Source organism: Bacillus sp. AFS055030 (assembly GCF_002574545.1).
Taxonomy (GTDB): domain Bacteria; phylum Bacillota; class Bacilli; order Bacillales; family Bacillaceae_G; genus Gottfriedia.
On record NZ_NUGT01000077.1, the window covers coordinates 103,177 to 119,118 of the forward strand.

A 15,942-nucleotide genomic window follows, 5' to 3' on the forward strand; every position below is an offset into this window, starting at 1 on the left:
CTATGAATATCTATGCTTCGATCCAGGGACTGCTGCATCGTGTTATTTCAGAAGAATTAATTCATTCAGAGGATGAGATATACTCCAGAAACAAAATTATGAGTCTATTAGCTTTGGATTCATTTCCTAATCAAGTACCGTTTGATCGGAATAAGGATATTCCGGTTTATCTAGAAGAAATTGCTTCTTATGCTATAAAAGAGGGGTTTATTAAGAATCAGTCTGATGAAATAGAGATTTTTTTAAGTAAGTTGATGGATATATTTTTACCGAGACCCTCAGATTTGAATAATAGATTTTATAAAAAGTATTCAAATGATCCAATAGCAGCTACTAATTATTTTTATAAACTTAGCCAAAATAGTAATTACATTAAAACGAAAGATGTCTCCAAAAATATTAGCTATAAAGTCAATACTAATTATGGTGAATTAGATATCACAATAAACTTATCAAAGCCAGAGAAAGATCCAGTGCAAATTGCTTTTGAGCGAAAAATGAAACCTGCAACAACTACCTATCCAAAATGTCTTTTATGTATCGAAAATGAAGGATTTGTTGGAAGAATTGGGCATCCTGCTCGTTCAAACCATCGAATGGTTCGCGTACATATTAACGACGAGAAATGGCTACTACAATACTCACCTTATGTATATTACAATGAACATTGCATCCTTTTAGCGGATACTCACCGTGATATGAAAATAGATCGTGAAACTTTTACTAGATTACTAGACTTCATAGAAAAATTTCCTCATTATTTCATTGGGTCAAATGCCGATTTACCAATCGTAGGAGGGTCTATTCTCTCACACGATCATTATCAAGGTGGGAATTATGAGTTTGCAATGGCAAAAGCAGTAAATAAATATGAATTTAAGATGAAACGTTTTCCGTTAATATCTGCCTCAATTCTTAAATGGCCAGTGTCTGTCATACGTCTTAGAGGAGTAAATAAAAGCGATCTTATCAGTGCATCAGAGTATATTTTAGATAAATGGAAGAATTATAGTGATCTTGATGTTAATCTCGTCGCGTATACAGGTGAAGTTCGTCATAATACAATTACTCCCATTGCTCGTATCAACAGTGATAAAGAATTTGAAATTGACCTAGTATTACGTAATAACAGAACAAGTGAAGAACACCCATTAGGAATCTTTCACCCGCACGAGGATGTTCACCATATTAAAAAAGAAAATATTGGCTTAATAGAAGTGATGGGGTTAGCTGTCCTACCAGCTAGGCTCGATCGAGAAATTACTGAAATCGAGAAATATTTACTTGGACAAGCAAATGAAATAGAGCCATACCACCTAACTTGGGGCGAAGATATGAAAAATCGTTACGCAGGAAACATTTCAACTCAAACTGTGTCTGATATAGTTCGGAATGAAATAGGTATAAAATTTCTAAGAGCACTAGAACATGCCGGAGTATATAAGTGGGATCAAAAAGGATTCGAAGCATTCATACGATTTATTGATATATTATGAGGAGTTTAAAATCATGAGAGTATATAAGGAGAAGTTTGGAGAGCTAAATGGGAATACAATTTTTGCAAATACAATGATAAATTCTCATGGAATGAAAGTAACCTGTTTAGATTATGGATGTATAATAAACAAAATCATCGTACCTGATAAAAATGGTAAGTTTGAAAATGTCGTTCTTGGGTTTGATTCAATTAATGAATATGTTGAACATTCTCCATATTTTGGAGCGGTAATTGGGCGGGTAGCAGGAAGGATTAATAAAGCTAATTTTGAATTGAATAATCAGGTGTATCAGCTTGCAATTAATAATAAGAGTAATCATCTTCATGGTGGTCTCAAAGGATTTGACAAGGTTATTTGGGATACAGAGATCATAGAAAATAAAGATAAGATTAGTTTTGTTTTTACTTATCAAAGTCTAGATGGTGAAGAAGGTTATCCAGGAAATATAGATATGAAGGTTATCTATACTCTAAACAATAAAAATGAGTTAATCATTACGTATGAAGGAAAATCCGATCAAAGAACATTGTTAAATGTAACAAATCATTCTTATTTTAATTTATCTGGAGATTTAAAAAGAGATGTTCTAAATCATTACTTAATACTAAAAAGTAAACGCTTTGTTGAACTTGATCAGGAATTAATTCCAACCGGAAGATTAATAGATGTTGATAATACACCATTTGATTTTACAGAAGGTAGGAAATTAATTGATGGAGTAGAATCTTCTCATCCTCAAAATATTTTAGCAGGAAATGGATACGATCATCCCTTTCTTTTAGAGGAAAATGATACTGAACAGATTACACTTAGTGATGAAGAGAATGGTCGGGTACTAACGATTGAAACGAATCAACCTGGGGTGGTCCTTTATACTGGAACACAACTTTTAAATAATTTTTCAATCAGAAGCATTCAATCTAGAAAGTATCTAGGACTTTGTCTGGAGACTCAAGGACTTCCTGATTCTATTCATCATGATAATTTTCCAAGCTGTATCCTTGAAAAGGATGAGGATTATCGAGCCTTTACTAAGTTAAAGTTTTTAATTAGTAAGAATAAAAATGATGAAAACGTGTAGGTTATCTACACGTTTTTTTGAAATTGTTTACTTATGTAGTTCGTTATTCTACGTCAAAACCAGCAGCTTTCCACGCAGCAGTACCGCCATCAATATAAGCAACATCAGTGAATCCCATTTTTTTAAGTAAATATGCTCCTAATGATGCTTGGCCACCTGCACCACATGTCACAAGTACTGGGCGATTTCGATCTGCTAATTTAGGCTCGCGTAAATGTTCAGGTAATTCTAAATCAGCACGGATTGGTAGCATGCCAAGTGAGATATTTAGACTGCTTGGTATTAATCCGCATGCACCTGCATCAGCTGCGTCTTGTACATCAATTACTAATGTTTCAGGGTTTGAATTAATTTTTTCACGTGCTTCAGCTGAACTGATTCCTTTTACATTTTCACGTGCTTCTGCAACCATTTGTTTGAAAGTAATTGCCATGATTACTCCTCCAGTATAATGAAATTGGAAATTCCTAAATTTGGAAATCTCAACTATACAATACACCAGAAGTCATATGCAATTCAAATTGGTGGTGTTAATTATAGAGTTTATAGGAAAAAAGTAATGAAATTATCAAATTAAAACAAGGGATATGAACTTATATGCAGAAATTAATTATGGTTATATCATTTTACATACAGAATTTGAGCGTTGAAAGAAGGAGTAAATATGCCAGAAACATATAAATTTAAAACATCAGATCAGCATTTGCATGCATCTTTTAGTAACGAATATGAACCTATTCAAATCATTCGTTCTGGTGATTCGATTGAATTTGATACGATTGATATCGGATGGGGTTATTCGCATAAAAATGGAGAAAGAGTAAGGTTTGTGTCAAGGGAAAAGGAAAAAGAATGGGGCCATCCTATGATTGGTCCAATTTTTGTAGAAGGCGCTAAACCGGGGATGACGCTTGAAGTTAAAATTAACGAATTAAAAGCTGGTTGGTACGGTTGGAATTGTGCAGGTGGTCAAAAGAATTGGCAAAATAACGCATTAGGCATTTCAGAAGAACTAGAAGTGACATTAAATTGGCTAATCAATGAGAAAAACAATACAGCGAAGACTAAAATCAGGGATAAGGAAGTTTCCGTACCTTTAGTACCGTTTTTAGGAGTCCTAGGTACAGCGCCTTCTGAATCTGGTGTTCATTCGACTATTCCACCGAGATATTGTGGGGGAAATATCGATTGTAAGGAGTTAGTAGAAGGTAGTACATTGTATTTACCTATAGCCGTTGAAGGAGCGCTTTTTTCAGCTGGTGATGGACACGCTGCTCAAGGAGATGGGGAAGTATCCGGTCAAGCGATTGAATCCCCTTTTGATAAAGTGAATCTAGCACTTACAATAAGAGAGGACATGCAGATTAATATGCCACGTGCTAATACACCAGTAGGATGGCTAACTTTTGGTTTTGATGAAGATTTAAATCTAGCCACTGAAATTGCTTTAAATGGCATGGTCGAGTTAATACAAGAGTTATATGATATTGAAAAAACAGAGGCGGTTGCTTTAGCTAGTGTTTGCGTTGATTTGAGGATCACTCAAATTGTTAACCATGTTAAGGGTGTCCATGCTGTTTTGCCTCATCATATAAATATCACTTCAAATAAAAATGATTAGATTTGAAAATTGGAGGTTAATTAAATGCCTTTTTGTACTTTAAATAATGTTGACATAAAATATGAAATAATTGGAGAAGGAAAACCAATCGTTATGATTCATGGGTTTACTCCAGACTCTAGGTTAATGAAAGGTTGCATGGAACCGATTTTTACTAAGAAAGACGCCTATAAAAGGATTTACTTTGACCTCCCAGGTATGGGTAAAACAAAGGGCGGAACGAGCATTAATACGACTGATGATATGCTTAATATCGTCTTAAAATTTATTGATGCAATCATACCGGATCAATCATTTTTATTAGTTGGGGAATCTTACGGGGGATATTTAGCAAGAGGAATTATTGCTAAACGATCTGAAAAAGTCAAAGGTGCTGCATTTATTTGCCCGATGATTATTCCACAATTTGAGAAAAGGTCGTTACCAAGTCATAACGTAATAGTTGAAGATAAAACTTTTTTAAATCAATTAAATGAGATTGAAGAAACTGATTTTAGGTCAAATCATGTCATTTTAAATGAGAAAACTTGGGTTCGTTATAAGGATGAAATTGTAAGCGGATGTTCAATCGCTGATCAAGAATTTTTATCTAAAATTAAAAATAACTACGGATTTTCATTTGAAATAGATAAAATTAAGTTTAACGAACCTAGTCTATTTTTATTGGGATTACAAGATTCGGTCGTAGGATATAAAGACGCATTTACTATTCTTGAAAATTTTCCAAGATCAACATTTGCAATTTTAGATAAAGCTGGCCATAATCTTCAAATAGAACAAGAAAATCTTTTCAACTCACTGATTAATGAATGGTTAGATAGAGTAGAAGAAGGATGTACTTCTAATTGATCTTAAAAAGAAGGGTTACTTTGCTAACTCTTCTTTTTATTTCGTTTCACAACAAAAATTCCCAATAAGAATACAAAATATTCACTAAAAAAACATTTTTATAAAATAATGCTCATGTTTTGATTAGCTTTCAATAAAATGTCATAATAACAAATGAGATATTGGTATTTGCAAGGAGGATTTTAATTGACTAAAAATGATTTAGAACAACTTAGAATTGAAATAGACGAGATAAATCATCAAATATTTGAGTTATTAAATAAAAGAGGCGAAATCGCTAAGAAAATTGGGGTAGCAAAAATTGATCAAGGTGTTAAACGTTATGATCCGGTTAGGGAACGTAAGATGCTAGATCATATTGCTGAAATTAATGAAGGTCCTTTTAGTACGGCTACTCTTCAACATATTTTTAAAGAAATTTTTAAAAGTAGCTTAGAGCTTCAAGAAGAAGACGATAAAAAAGTTCTCCTTGTTTCAAGAAAAAGAAAATCAGAAAACACAGTCGTACATGTAAATGGTGTTAATATTGGTGATGGAAGCCCAATTATTATTGCAGGTCCATGTGCAGTTGAAAGCTATGAACAAGTTGATTCTGTAGCGAAAGTGTTAAAGGAGCAAGGAGTAAAAATTATGCGTGGTGGTGCATTTAAACCACGTACTTCTCCATATGACTTCCAAGGACTAGGTGAAGAAGGCTTAAAGATTTTAAAAGAAGTTGCCAAAAACCATGGCTTGGCAATTATTAGTGAAATAGTAAGTCCAGAACATATTGAAATGGCACTAGATTATGTTGATATCATTCAAATCGGCGCAAGAAATATGCAGAACTTTGAATTACTAAAAGCAGCAGGTTCTGTTAATAAACCAATTTTATTAAAAAGAGGTTTAGCAGCGACAATCGAAGAATTCATTTATGCAGCTGAATACATTATGTCAGAAGGCAATCAAGAAATCATTTTATGTGAACGTGGCATAAGAACTTATGAAAAAGCTACGAGAAATACATTAGATATAACAGCTGTTCCAATTTTAAAACAAGAAACACATTTACCAGTATTAGTGGATGTTACACATTCAACAGGTAGAAGAGACTTACTAATACCTGCAGCAAAAGCAGGGTTAGCAATTGGAGCGGATGGAATTATGGCAGAGGTTCATCCGGATCCAGCTACTGCTTTAAGTGACTCATCTCAGCAAATGAACTTTGATCAATTTGACCAATTTATGTCTGAAGTTAATTCGTTCATAAATCGATAATCAACATAAAAGCGCTGGCTGAACAAAATCAGTCGGCGCTTTTTGAATAATTTGTGAACATTTGTTTTAAATTAGCAATAGATAGTAATAAACTACATATTTTTTACATTTTTTTCAAATAGGTGTATTGAACGAAGATTCGTTTCACTATAAGATAGAATGAAGCACTATTTTTGTGGAATATTACGTTTTATGACTATTTTAACTAAATAAAAAACAAACTACATAATAGATAGAATAAAATAGAGGAGTGATGATAATGACGGTTACGATTTATGATGTAGCACGTGAGGCAAACGTTTCCATGGCTACAGTTTCACGAGTAGTTAATGGTAATCCAAATGTTAAGCCAACTACACGAAAAAAAGTAAACGAAGCGATCAGCCGTTTAGGATATAGACCAAATGCAGTAGCAAGAGGGCTAGCAAGTAAAAAAACAACTACAGTTGGAGTAATTATTCCAGACATTTCAAATACTTTTTATGCAGAATTAGCACGTGGTATTGAAGATATTGCTACAATGTATAAATATAATATTATTTTAAGTAACTCGGATGAGAATGTTGAGAAAGAAATTACTTTAATAAATAATATGTTAGCAAAACAAGTTGACGGAATTTTATTTATTGGTGGGACAATTACGGATATTCATAAAGAAGAGTACGAAAAGGCTGGTGTTCCAATCGTATTAGCAACTACATACGATGAAGAAAATAAAATCCCTTCCGTAAATATCGATTATGCTCAGGCAGCATTTGATGCAGTAGATTATTTAATTAAAAAAGGCCATCAAAAGGTAGCATTCGTAAACGGTCCTACTGAAACGAATATTATCGGATTAAGTAAGTTAGAAGGATATAAACGAGCTTTACAAGAAAATGGAATTGAGTTCGATGAAGAGTTAGTAACTTATGGTGATAATACATATGAATCTGGAAGTGAAGCTTTTGAAGCTTTCCATGAACGTAATATTATTCCTAGCGCTATTTTTGTAGCATCTGATGAAATGGCGATTGGTGTAATCCACAGTGCTCAAGACCATGGAATCTTAGTACCGAATAATCTTGAGGTTTTTGGATTTGATAATACAAGATTGGCATTAATGGTGCGTCCAAAATTAACATCTGTTGCTCAACCAATGTATGATATTGGTGCAGTAGCAATGCGATTATTAACGAAGTATATGAATAAAGAGACAGTGGAAGACAATACAGTCATTCTTCCGCATCATCTTCAAATTAGACAATCAACAAAGTAAATGATCAAAGTAGCTTAGAATTTTAGTAATTCTAGGCTTTTTTGTTTTTATGCGGGAATTTTACTAATTAATCATCAAATATCTACACAAAAAAATAGCCGTCCAGATAACCTCTAAAGACGGCGTGTAGTATTAAATAAAAGGCTTCTTTTGTTGAATATGTAGTGGCTCAAGTGCGCGGTATAAGACTTGTTCATTGTATTCTTCTATTTCTCTTTTTCTTGGGATTGGCTTTACGATTGACGGGTTGTCTGTCCAAGTTGTAGGTAACTTAACATTAGCAATTTTCTGCCATTTCTCTAGCCAGCTATCCGGTATTAGGTTTGAATTTGGTTGTTGATTTGTCATAGCTAGCCATACTTGTGACCAAGCTCTTGGTACTACTCTCCAGTAATCGTATCCTCCTCCAGCTACAGCAATCCATTTGCCATCGCAATATTTATGAGCGATTTCGTGTGCAATTTTTGGGATTTCCTCAAATGTTTTCATTGTCGTACAAAGATGTGTTAAAGGATCATAACAATGCGAATCAGAGCCATTTTGGGTGAGGATGACATCTGGTTTGAAATATTGAGCTATATCGTTTATTGCTTTTTTATAGCTTAATAGAAATGATTCATCCTCGGTGAACGCATCAATTGGAATATTAAATGAGTAGCCAAAACCTTTACCTTGTCCTCTTTCGGTTACAGCACCTGTCCCTGGAAATAGATATCTACCAGTTTCATGGATTGAGAGTGTACAAACAGTCGGATCATCATAAAATGCCCACTGTACTCCATCTCCATGGTGTGCGTCCGTATCTACATATAACACCTTTAAACCATACTTCTGTTGAATATATTTTATGGCGATTGCACAGTCATTATAAACACAAAAACCAGAGGCTTTTCGTTTAAAACCGTGATGTAGCCCACCACCTAAATTAAAAGCATGATTTGATTTTCCTTCTAAAACGGCATCTACTGCTGTTAAGGTGCCACCGACAATTAAAGAACTGGCCTCGTGCATATTTTTAAAAATAGGTGTATCTTCCGTTCCAAGTCCAAATTGTTCAGCGATATTTGCACTAACTGGTTCACGACTTGCTTTTTTAACTTGTTCGATAAATTGTAAATCATGAAAAAGGAGTAGTTCCTCATCAGTTGCTAATCTTGGTGGAATAATATCAGTAACATTTAATAGATTACTAGCTTTTAATAGTTCATAAACTAATTGAGAGCGAATCGGATTAAATGGATGCTTTTCGTTGAATTGATAGGCATGGTATTCTTCGCTATATACTAAGTATGCATCCTTTTTCATCATGATTCACTCGTTTCATTTGGCCAAAGAATCTTATATCCTTCAGTTTTTAAAGTTTGAATGATCGTCAGTGGATTCATCGTTTGAATTCTAAATACAAGAACTTTTTGATCTACTTCTTTTGCAGGGTATACAAGGACACTTACAATATTAATGTTTTCTTTTGAAAATACACTAACAACGTCACTTAAAATGCCTGGATGATCATGGACTAAGATTTCAATTTGGGAGCTAGGTTGATAAGCTCCTGTTAAAGTTACTAGAGTGTGCAATACATCAATTTCAGTCACAAGTCCTATTAATTTTCCGCTAGATACGACAGGTAAACAGCCTATTTTATATTGATAGAAATAAGTTGCAACTTCTTCAACAAAGTCAAGTGGACTGCAAGTTATGACATTCGTCGTCATAATTTTTTCAACAGGAACTTCAAGTACAGATGAAAATGCTTGTGGAAATAATGTTGAAGGTAAAGCGTCGCGTACATCTCGATCAGAAATGATTCCAACTACTTGATCATTTTCATTAATGATTGGAATATGTCGAACATCACCCGCTCGAAAAATGGTTACTGCTTCACCAATTGTATTTTCTTTTTTAAAAGTAATGTTTGAACTGCGCATAATATCTTGAATAAGCATAATTTTGAATCCTACCTTTCGAGATTAAAGTTCAATTAGTACATATATCTTTGTAAAAAGCGTAGTGCGTCAAATGCTTGAATTTGCTCATTTGTAACTCGTTTTCCCATTCTTACCATTAAACAGTTTGCTGGGTGAGAACAGATTTCCGGATCATCCGTTGCAAATTGGATGAGTCCACCGGCATTCATCATCTTTTCCATCATCTTTCGATATTCCCATACATTTAAACCAGTACCTTTCAAATCCCAATGCCAATAATACTCAGTTGTGATAATGATATAGTCTTCCATTGCATCATCAAGCATGGAGAGGATTAGCATGTTTTTAGCAACTGAAAATCCTCTGAACTCAGGTATCACTTCAATTGCGCCAAGCTCGATTAAATTTTCTAGCGTTGTTTTTGACCATCTTTCAAGTGGGTCTGGATATAAATAAGTTACGTAACCTACTATTGTTCGATCAAGTCTAGCAATAATAATTCTAGCTTCAGGTAGACTAGCAATTTCAACAATTGCTTTATGTTGTTGTGCTGGTGGTCTAAAAGATGTTAAGTTTTCATGAAATTGATATGTTTCAAGTAAGGCAGATTCAACTGGTCCCTCTATAATTAATTCACCATGCACAGTTTGGATTGTTTTTGAAAAATATTTTTTTGGGTGATCCAATATTGCTCACTCCCTTTAGAAAACACCTTTTTTATTAATCATACTAAAAAATGCAAAAAAGACATACAGGAAAAAAAACAGTATGTGTCTAATACATATAAATGGTCAATTTATTAAAAATACTGAAAATTGAATCTTATCATTGTATAATGATAGTAGAGAAGATCAAGGAGGGATTTATATGAAGGTGGAAGCGCTTCCTGTAAAAAATGGACAATTTAATTTAAAAAACTATGAGGAAACTTATAAAAATTTTAAGTGGGAAGATGTAGAAAAAGAGTTTTCTTGGTATACAACACAAAAGTATAATGTGGCTTTTGAAGCTATAGATCGTCATGCAAATTCTGATCGAAAAGATAAAGTTGCGTTGTACTACAAAGATGATAAGAGAAATGAAAAATATACGTTTGAAGAAATGAAAATTAATTCAAATAAGGCTGCAAATGTTCTAAAACAATTTGGTGACGTTGAAAAAGGTGATCGAGTATTTATTTTCATGCCTCGTCAACCAGAATTGTATTTTGCGCTTTTAGGAGCTTTAAAATTAGGAGCTATTGTTGGACCTTTATTCGAGGCATTTATGGAAGGTGCTGTGAAGGATCGTTTAGAGGATAGTGAGGCAAAAGTATTAGTCACTACGCCAGCATTATTATCACGTGTTCCGGTTAATGATTTACCTGCATTAAAAACAATCTTCCTAATAGGTGATGACGTTGAGGAAGGCGGTAAGTTTGTAGATTTTAAAGCTCATTATAAAGAAGCGAAAACAGATTTTGAGATTACATGGTTAAATCGTCATGATGGTTTAATTTTACATTATACTTCAGGGTCTACTGGAAAACCAAAAGGAGTTCTTCATGTTCAACAGGCGATGATCCAACACTATCAAACTGGTAAATGGGTGACAGATCTTCAAAAAGATGATGTATATTGGTGTACAGCGGATCCAGGTTGGGTAACTGGTACTTCTTATGGTATTTTTGGACCTTGGTTAAATGGTGCTTCTAATGTGATATTAGGAGGTCGTTTCAGTCCTGATGCTTGGTATGAAACAATTCAAGAATTTGGTGTAACGGTTTGGTACAGTGCTCCGACTGCATTCCGTATGCTTATGGGTTCAGGAGAAGAGATCATTAAGAAGTATGATTTAAGTTCACTTCGACATATTTTAAGTGTTGGTGAGCCTTTAAATCCAGAGGTAGTTCGTTGGGGAGCAAAAGTATTTAATTTAAGAATCCATGATAATTGGTGGATGACTGAAACAGGAGCTTCATTAATTTGTAACTATCCATGTATGCCAATTCGCCCAGGTTCAATGGGCAAACCATTCCCTGGAATCCAGGCAGCTATTGTTGATAATAACGGAAATGAAGTTGCTCCATATACGATGGGAAATTTAGCGATTAAAAAGGGTTGGCCATCGATGATGCATACGATTTGGAATAATGAAGCAAAATTCCAATCATATTTCTTAAATGATGAATGGTATGTTTCAGGTGATTCAGCTTATATGGATGAGGATGGATATTTCTGGTTCCAAGGTCGAGTAGACGATGTCATTATGACGTCAGGTGAGAGAGTAGGTCCATTTGAAGTAGAAAGTAAGCTTGTCGAGCATCCTGCGATTGCAGAAGCTGGTGTAATCGGTATACCAGATCCTGTAAGAGGTGAAATTATTAAAGCATTTGTTGCATTAAGAGACGGTTATGTTGCTTCAGATGAATTGAAGGAAGAAATCCGTAACTTTGTAAAACTAGGACTAGCAGCTCATGCAGCACCTAGACAAATCGAATTCCGTGATAAATTACCAAAAACTCGAAGCGGAAAAATTATGCGAAGAGTATTAAAAGCATGGGAGTTAGACCTTCCAACAGGTGATTTATCAACGATGGAAGATTAATATTAACAAAAAACCATTGGAAAAAGTTCCAATGGTTTTTTGTTTTTCTAAAATTTTCGATCGGAGCCGCCGCCGCCAGAGCTTCCCCCACCGCCACCTCTTGGGCCACCACCGCCCGAGGAGTTTAATAGTGCAGGTAATAAATTCAAAATGAAATAAGTAAGTACACCATTGAAGAACATCATATCAATGATGATGATCCCAATCACAATCGCTATGATGATGAATACTTTTAAATTGTCCCATAAATGACTTGTTTTAGAATGACTGGTTTGTTCAGAGCCATTTAAAATAACATTATAAAGTGATTTATAGGTGTTTGTTATTGCAAGGGATTCTTCACCTTTTTTCAAATATGGGATCGCACTTTGGTCCAGAATGTTACCAGATCTAATATCTGTTACAACCCCTTCTAAACCGTATCCTACTTCGATTCTTATTTGTCTGTCTTTTTTAGCATATAACAAAAGAACACCATTATTTTTCTCTTTATTACCTAAGCCATATTTTCGAAATGCTGTATTAGCATATTCTTTAATATCATTTCCTTCCAAACTTGGGATTGTTAATACCGCAAGTTGAGCAGTCGTAGTGTCTTCCAATTTTCTACCTAATTGAATTAGCGTTTGCGTATCTTCTCTGTTAAGAACATTTGCATAATCTTGTACATAAATGTCTCCTACTTGAGAAGGTATTTTAATTTCGGCATTTGCTCCAGTAGCAAATGAAAAAAGAAATCCTATTAGGAATATCGATGAGAGAAATTTTCTCATTTATTACCATCGCCACTAAAGTCAACCTCAGGTGTAGCTTGATCTTTTTCAGATACTTCAAAGTAATCTTTCTTCTCGAATCCAAAAGGTCCCGCTACTAGTACACCCGGGAATTTTTTGATTTTTTGATTATAAACAGTTACTGCATCATTATAATCTTTACGAGCAATCGCAAGTCGATTTTCAGTTCCTTCTAGGCTATCCATTAATGCTTGGAAATTTTGATTTGATTTTAAATCAGGATAGTTTTCTACGACAACTAAAAGACGGCTTAGCGCTCCAGATAATTCTGCATCGGCTTTACTTTTATCAGCAGTCGTTTGAGCACCAGCTAATTTTGCTCGTGCATCTGTTACTGAAGCAATCACATCTTTCTCTTGTGTAGCATATCCTTTTACTGTATTTACTAAGTTTGGTATTAAATCTGAACGACGCTTTAGTTGGTTATCAACTTGAGACATTTTATTTGTGACATTTTCTTCTTGAGTTACAAAGCTATTATAGCTTCCGACACCCATAAAGATTAGAACGACTACAATAGTTAAAGCAATCCATATTCCTTTATTCTTCAAGAAAAACACTCCATTTCCAAAATATGTATTTTTAAGATGTTAGTATTAATATTTAACCATATTATTTGATATAAATCATTTATATTCAAATATTGAATGATAATTTAAATAAATTTAATAAAAGTTTAATTATCTATTTGACTTAATCGTTTTATTTATGATATAAATGTTTCATAACATTTTAATAGTGAGCGTTGAAAGGCTTAGTAGTGTGAATGGTATTGGATCAGAGAGCTAATGGTTGGTGAGAATTAGCACAGTCATTGACATGAATTACACCCTGGAGCATTCTTTTTCGAAATTTGTTTAGTGCAAATTAGGATTAGAACGGTTAACAACCGTTAATTGTAAGAGAGGTAGTTAGTTTTATTAACTACAACTAGGGTGGTACCGCGATTATAATTATTCGTCCCTACTGTTTAACAGTAGGGACTTTTTGTTTTGTTTAAATGACGTATAGATCATAAAAGGGGTGGGCTAAAAATGGAAAATATCTTACAAGATTTAGAATTTCGTGGATTAATTAATCAAATGACAGATGAAGAAGGTCTACAAAAATTATTAAGCGAAGAATCAGTTTCATTATATTGTGGTTTTGACCCAACTGGTGATAGCTTGCACATCGGTCACTTGTTACCAGTGTTAATGTTAAAGAGATTTCAAGTTGCAGGTCATAAACCTATCGGTGTAGTAGGTGGCGCAACTGGAATGATCGGTGACCCGAGTGGTAAAAAGGCAGAACGTACGTTAAATACTGCTGATACAGTAAAAATGTTCAGTGAACGAATTCGTACTCAACTATTACCATTTTTAAGCTTCGAAGGTGACAATGCTGCTAAAGTAGTGAATAACTTTGATTGGACTGGCGAATTAGATGTTATTACATTCTTACGTGATATCGGTAAAAACTTCGGATTAAACTACATGCTAGCTAAAGACTCAGTTGCATCTCGATTAGAAGCAGGTATTTCATTTACTGAGTTCAGTTACATGATTTTACAATCATATGATTTCTTAAAATTATACCAAGACCATAATTGTAAATTACAAATTGGTGGTAGTGACCAATGGGGTAATATTACAGCTGGTATGGAATTAATCCGTAAGACAGAAGAAGATTCGAAAGCTTTCGGACTTACAGTACCTTTAGTAACAAAAGCTGATGGTTCTAAATTTGGTAAAACAGAAGGTGGAGCAGTTTGGTTAGATCCTGAAAAAACAACTCCATACGAATTCTACCAATTCTGGATTAATACAGATGACCGTGATGTAGTTAAATACTTGAAATACTTTACTTTCTTAACGAAAGAGGAAATTTTAGAGCTTGAGAAACAATTTAATGAAGCACCAGAACAACGTGTTGCTCAAAAAGCATTAGCCGCTGAAGTAACAAAACTTGTTCACGGTGAAGAGGCACTTGATCAAGCAATTAAAATTACAGAAGCACTATTTAGTGGATCTGTAAAAGAATTAACAGCTGCTGAAATTAAACAAGGTTTTAAAGATGTACCTTCATTTAATTTAAGTGAAGCGGAAAAAGGGTTAGTCGACTTATTAGTTGAAGCAAAAATTTCTCCATCAAAACGTCAAGCACGTGAAGATGTACAAAACGGTGCGGTATATGTAAATGGAGATCGTATACAAGACGTTGCAAAAGTGTTAACTAAACAAGATGCAATCGAAGAACAATTTATTATTATCCGTCGTGGTAAGAAGAAATACCACTTGGTTACATTATAATATCGAACAAACAGTGAACGAAAAAGCAGTAGTTTGGTTGGAAGTAGTCCAGAGAGCGAGTGGTTGGTGAAAACTCGTCTACACAATCAAATGAATTACATTTCGGGAGTTTTCTTTTCGAAGTTAGTTGGACTAATGGAGGGAAGAACGTAAATCTACGTTACAGATTCGAGTGATAAGGAATTTTACTAGTAATAGTATTGTTTCTTATAACTAGGGTGGTAACGCGATCGAGGTCGTCCCTATTTTTAATAGGGACTCCTCGATTTTTTATTGTCTTTTTTTGAAAGGGTGTAAAAACATGGAGATTGTTGCAACGAAAGATTACCGAATATTGGCAAAACTTAATGAGGGTGTTCAAAATTTACATGCAGAATTGTTTCCGGATTTTTTTAAGGTTCACAATCTGGATGAGATAACTGAGTTTTTTAAGAGTGTAGTTGAGAAACCGGGGCATTATTTTTTCATAGTAAAAGATATTGACGAATTGGTTGGATATGCTTGGATTGAAATAAAAAATATACCTGAAGGACCGATTAAAAAAGCTTTTCGGCTAGGGTATATTCATCAAATAAGTATTAATGAAGAAAAAAGAAATAAAGGATACGGTTCATTCTTAATCCATAAAATTGCTTCGTTTGCTCGCGAGAATAATCTATCTAGAATTGAGCTAGATTACTGGATCGATAATAAAAATGCAAGAAGCTTTTATGAAAAACTCGGATTCGTAAAACATCGTGAACATGTATATATGGAAATATAAATAAGGGAGAGTATT

At 34.1% G+C, this 15,942-nt stretch carries 15 protein-coding genes and 2 other annotated features; of the genes, 9 read left to right on the forward strand and 6 right to left on the reverse strand.

All coding sequences use genetic code 11. The features are described from left to right. The first annotated feature begins 2 nt into the window (after nucleotides 1-2). Nucleotides 3-1,496, forward strand: coding sequence for a UDP-glucose--hexose-1-phosphate uridylyltransferase (locus CN925_RS16530; RefSeq protein ID WP_098847596.1), 1,494 nt, complete (start codon nucleotides 3-5; stop codon nucleotides 1,494-1,496). Between the two features lie 13 nt (nucleotides 1,497-1,509). Then, nucleotides 1,510-2,580, forward strand: coding sequence for an aldose epimerase family protein (locus CN925_RS16535; protein WP_098847599.1), 1,071 nt, complete (start codon nucleotides 1,510-1,512; stop codon nucleotides 2,578-2,580). A gap of 43 nt (nucleotides 2,581-2,623) precedes the next feature. Here the strand turns inward: CN925_RS16535 and CN925_RS16540 are convergent, their stop codons facing one another. Beyond that, on the reverse strand, nucleotides 2,624-3,013 hold the full coding sequence (locus CN925_RS16540) for a rhodanese-like domain-containing protein (RefSeq protein WP_098847602.1): 390 nt from the start codon (nucleotides 3,011-3,013) through the stop codon (nucleotides 2,624-2,626). A gap of 231 nt (nucleotides 3,014-3,244) precedes the next feature. Between CN925_RS16540 and CN925_RS16545 the strand changes: the two genes are divergently transcribed. The 4 genes from CN925_RS16545 to ccpA all read left to right on the forward strand — a co-directional run bounded on the left by CN925_RS16545 (nucleotide 3,245) and on the right by ccpA (nucleotide 7,565). Then, nucleotides 3,245-4,201: an acetamidase/formamidase family protein gene (locus CN925_RS16545; RefSeq protein WP_098847605.1), complete on the forward strand. Its 957-nt coding sequence runs from the start codon at nucleotides 3,245-3,247 to the stop codon at nucleotides 4,199-4,201. A 24-nt stretch (nucleotides 4,202-4,225) separates the two neighbouring features. Next, a complete protein-coding gene (locus CN925_RS16550) occupies nucleotides 4,226-5,050 on the forward strand; it encodes an alpha/beta fold hydrolase (RefSeq protein ID WP_098847608.1) in 825 nt (274 codons plus the stop codon). A 186-nt stretch (nucleotides 5,051-5,236) separates the two neighbouring features. Beyond that, nucleotides 5,237-6,307, forward strand: coding sequence for a bifunctional 3-deoxy-7-phosphoheptulonate synthase/chorismate mutase (locus tag CN925_RS16555; protein WP_098847610.1), 1,071 nt, complete (start codon nucleotides 5,237-5,239; stop codon nucleotides 6,305-6,307). A gap of 259 nt (nucleotides 6,308-6,566) precedes the next feature. Next, nucleotides 6,567-7,565 (forward strand): catabolite control protein A, encoded by a 999-nt coding sequence (gene ccpA / locus CN925_RS16560; protein ID WP_098847613.1) that lies wholly within the window; start codon nucleotides 6,567-6,569, stop codon nucleotides 7,563-7,565. A 132-nt stretch (nucleotides 7,566-7,697) separates the two neighbouring features. Here ccpA and CN925_RS16565 read toward each other — a convergent pair whose 3' ends face one another. Genes CN925_RS16565 through CN925_RS16575 form a run of 3 tightly spaced genes read right to left on the reverse strand, consistent with a single transcriptional unit; the run spans nucleotide 7,698 to nucleotide 10,179 of the window. After that, a complete protein-coding gene (locus CN925_RS16565; protein ID WP_098847616.1) occupies nucleotides 7,698-8,870 on the reverse strand; it encodes an acetoin utilization protein AcuC in 1,173 nt (390 codons plus the stop codon). After that, nucleotides 8,870-9,511 (reverse strand): acetoin utilization AcuB family protein, encoded by a 642-nt coding sequence (locus tag CN925_RS16570; protein WP_098847619.1) that lies wholly within the window; start codon nucleotides 9,509-9,511, stop codon nucleotides 8,870-8,872. The genes CN925_RS16565 and CN925_RS16570 overlap by 1 nt, the downstream gene beginning before the upstream one ends. A gap of 35 nt (nucleotides 9,512-9,546) precedes the next feature. Then, nucleotides 9,547-10,179, reverse strand: coding sequence for a GNAT family N-acetyltransferase (locus tag CN925_RS16575; RefSeq protein ID WP_098847622.1), 633 nt, complete (start codon nucleotides 10,177-10,179; stop codon nucleotides 9,547-9,549). 181 nt (nucleotides 10,180-10,360) lie between these two features. On the opposite strand from CN925_RS16575, the gene acsA reads away from it, so the two are divergent. Then, nucleotides 10,361-12,079: an acetate--CoA ligase gene (gene acsA / locus CN925_RS16580; RefSeq protein WP_098847624.1), complete on the forward strand. Its 1,719-nt coding sequence runs from the start codon at nucleotides 10,361-10,363 to the stop codon at nucleotides 12,077-12,079. A gap of 47 nt (nucleotides 12,080-12,126) precedes the next feature. Here the strand turns inward: acsA and CN925_RS16585 are convergent, their stop codons facing one another. Then, nucleotides 12,127-12,852, reverse strand: coding sequence for a TPM domain-containing protein (locus tag CN925_RS16585; protein WP_098847627.1), 726 nt, complete (start codon nucleotides 12,850-12,852; stop codon nucleotides 12,127-12,129). Continuing rightward, nucleotides 12,849-13,424: a LemA family protein gene (locus CN925_RS16590; RefSeq protein WP_098847630.1), complete on the reverse strand. Its 576-nt coding sequence runs from the start codon at nucleotides 13,422-13,424 to the stop codon at nucleotides 12,849-12,851. The genes CN925_RS16585 and CN925_RS16590 overlap by 4 nt, the downstream gene beginning before the upstream one ends. A gap of 185 nt (nucleotides 13,425-13,609) precedes the next feature. Beyond that, nucleotides 13,610-13,841: a binding site (T-box leader), on the forward strand. Nucleotides 13,842-13,907: 66 nt separating this feature from the next. Between CN925_RS16590 and tyrS the strand changes: the two genes are divergently transcribed. After that, nucleotides 13,908-15,164 carry a tyrosine--tRNA ligase gene (tyrS, locus tag CN925_RS16595; protein WP_098847633.1) on the forward strand — a complete coding sequence of 419 codons (1,257 nt, stop codon included), beginning with the start codon at nucleotides 13,908-13,910 and terminating at the stop codon, nucleotides 15,162-15,164. A gap of 4 nt (nucleotides 15,165-15,168) precedes the next feature. Next, nucleotides 15,169-15,411 (forward strand) — a binding site (T-box leader). 54 nt (nucleotides 15,412-15,465) lie between these two features. Next, nucleotides 15,466-15,927: a GNAT family N-acetyltransferase gene (locus CN925_RS16600; protein WP_098847636.1), complete on the forward strand. Its 462-nt coding sequence runs from the start codon at nucleotides 15,466-15,468 to the stop codon at nucleotides 15,925-15,927. The last annotated feature ends 15 nt before the right edge of the window (nucleotides 15,928-15,942 follow it).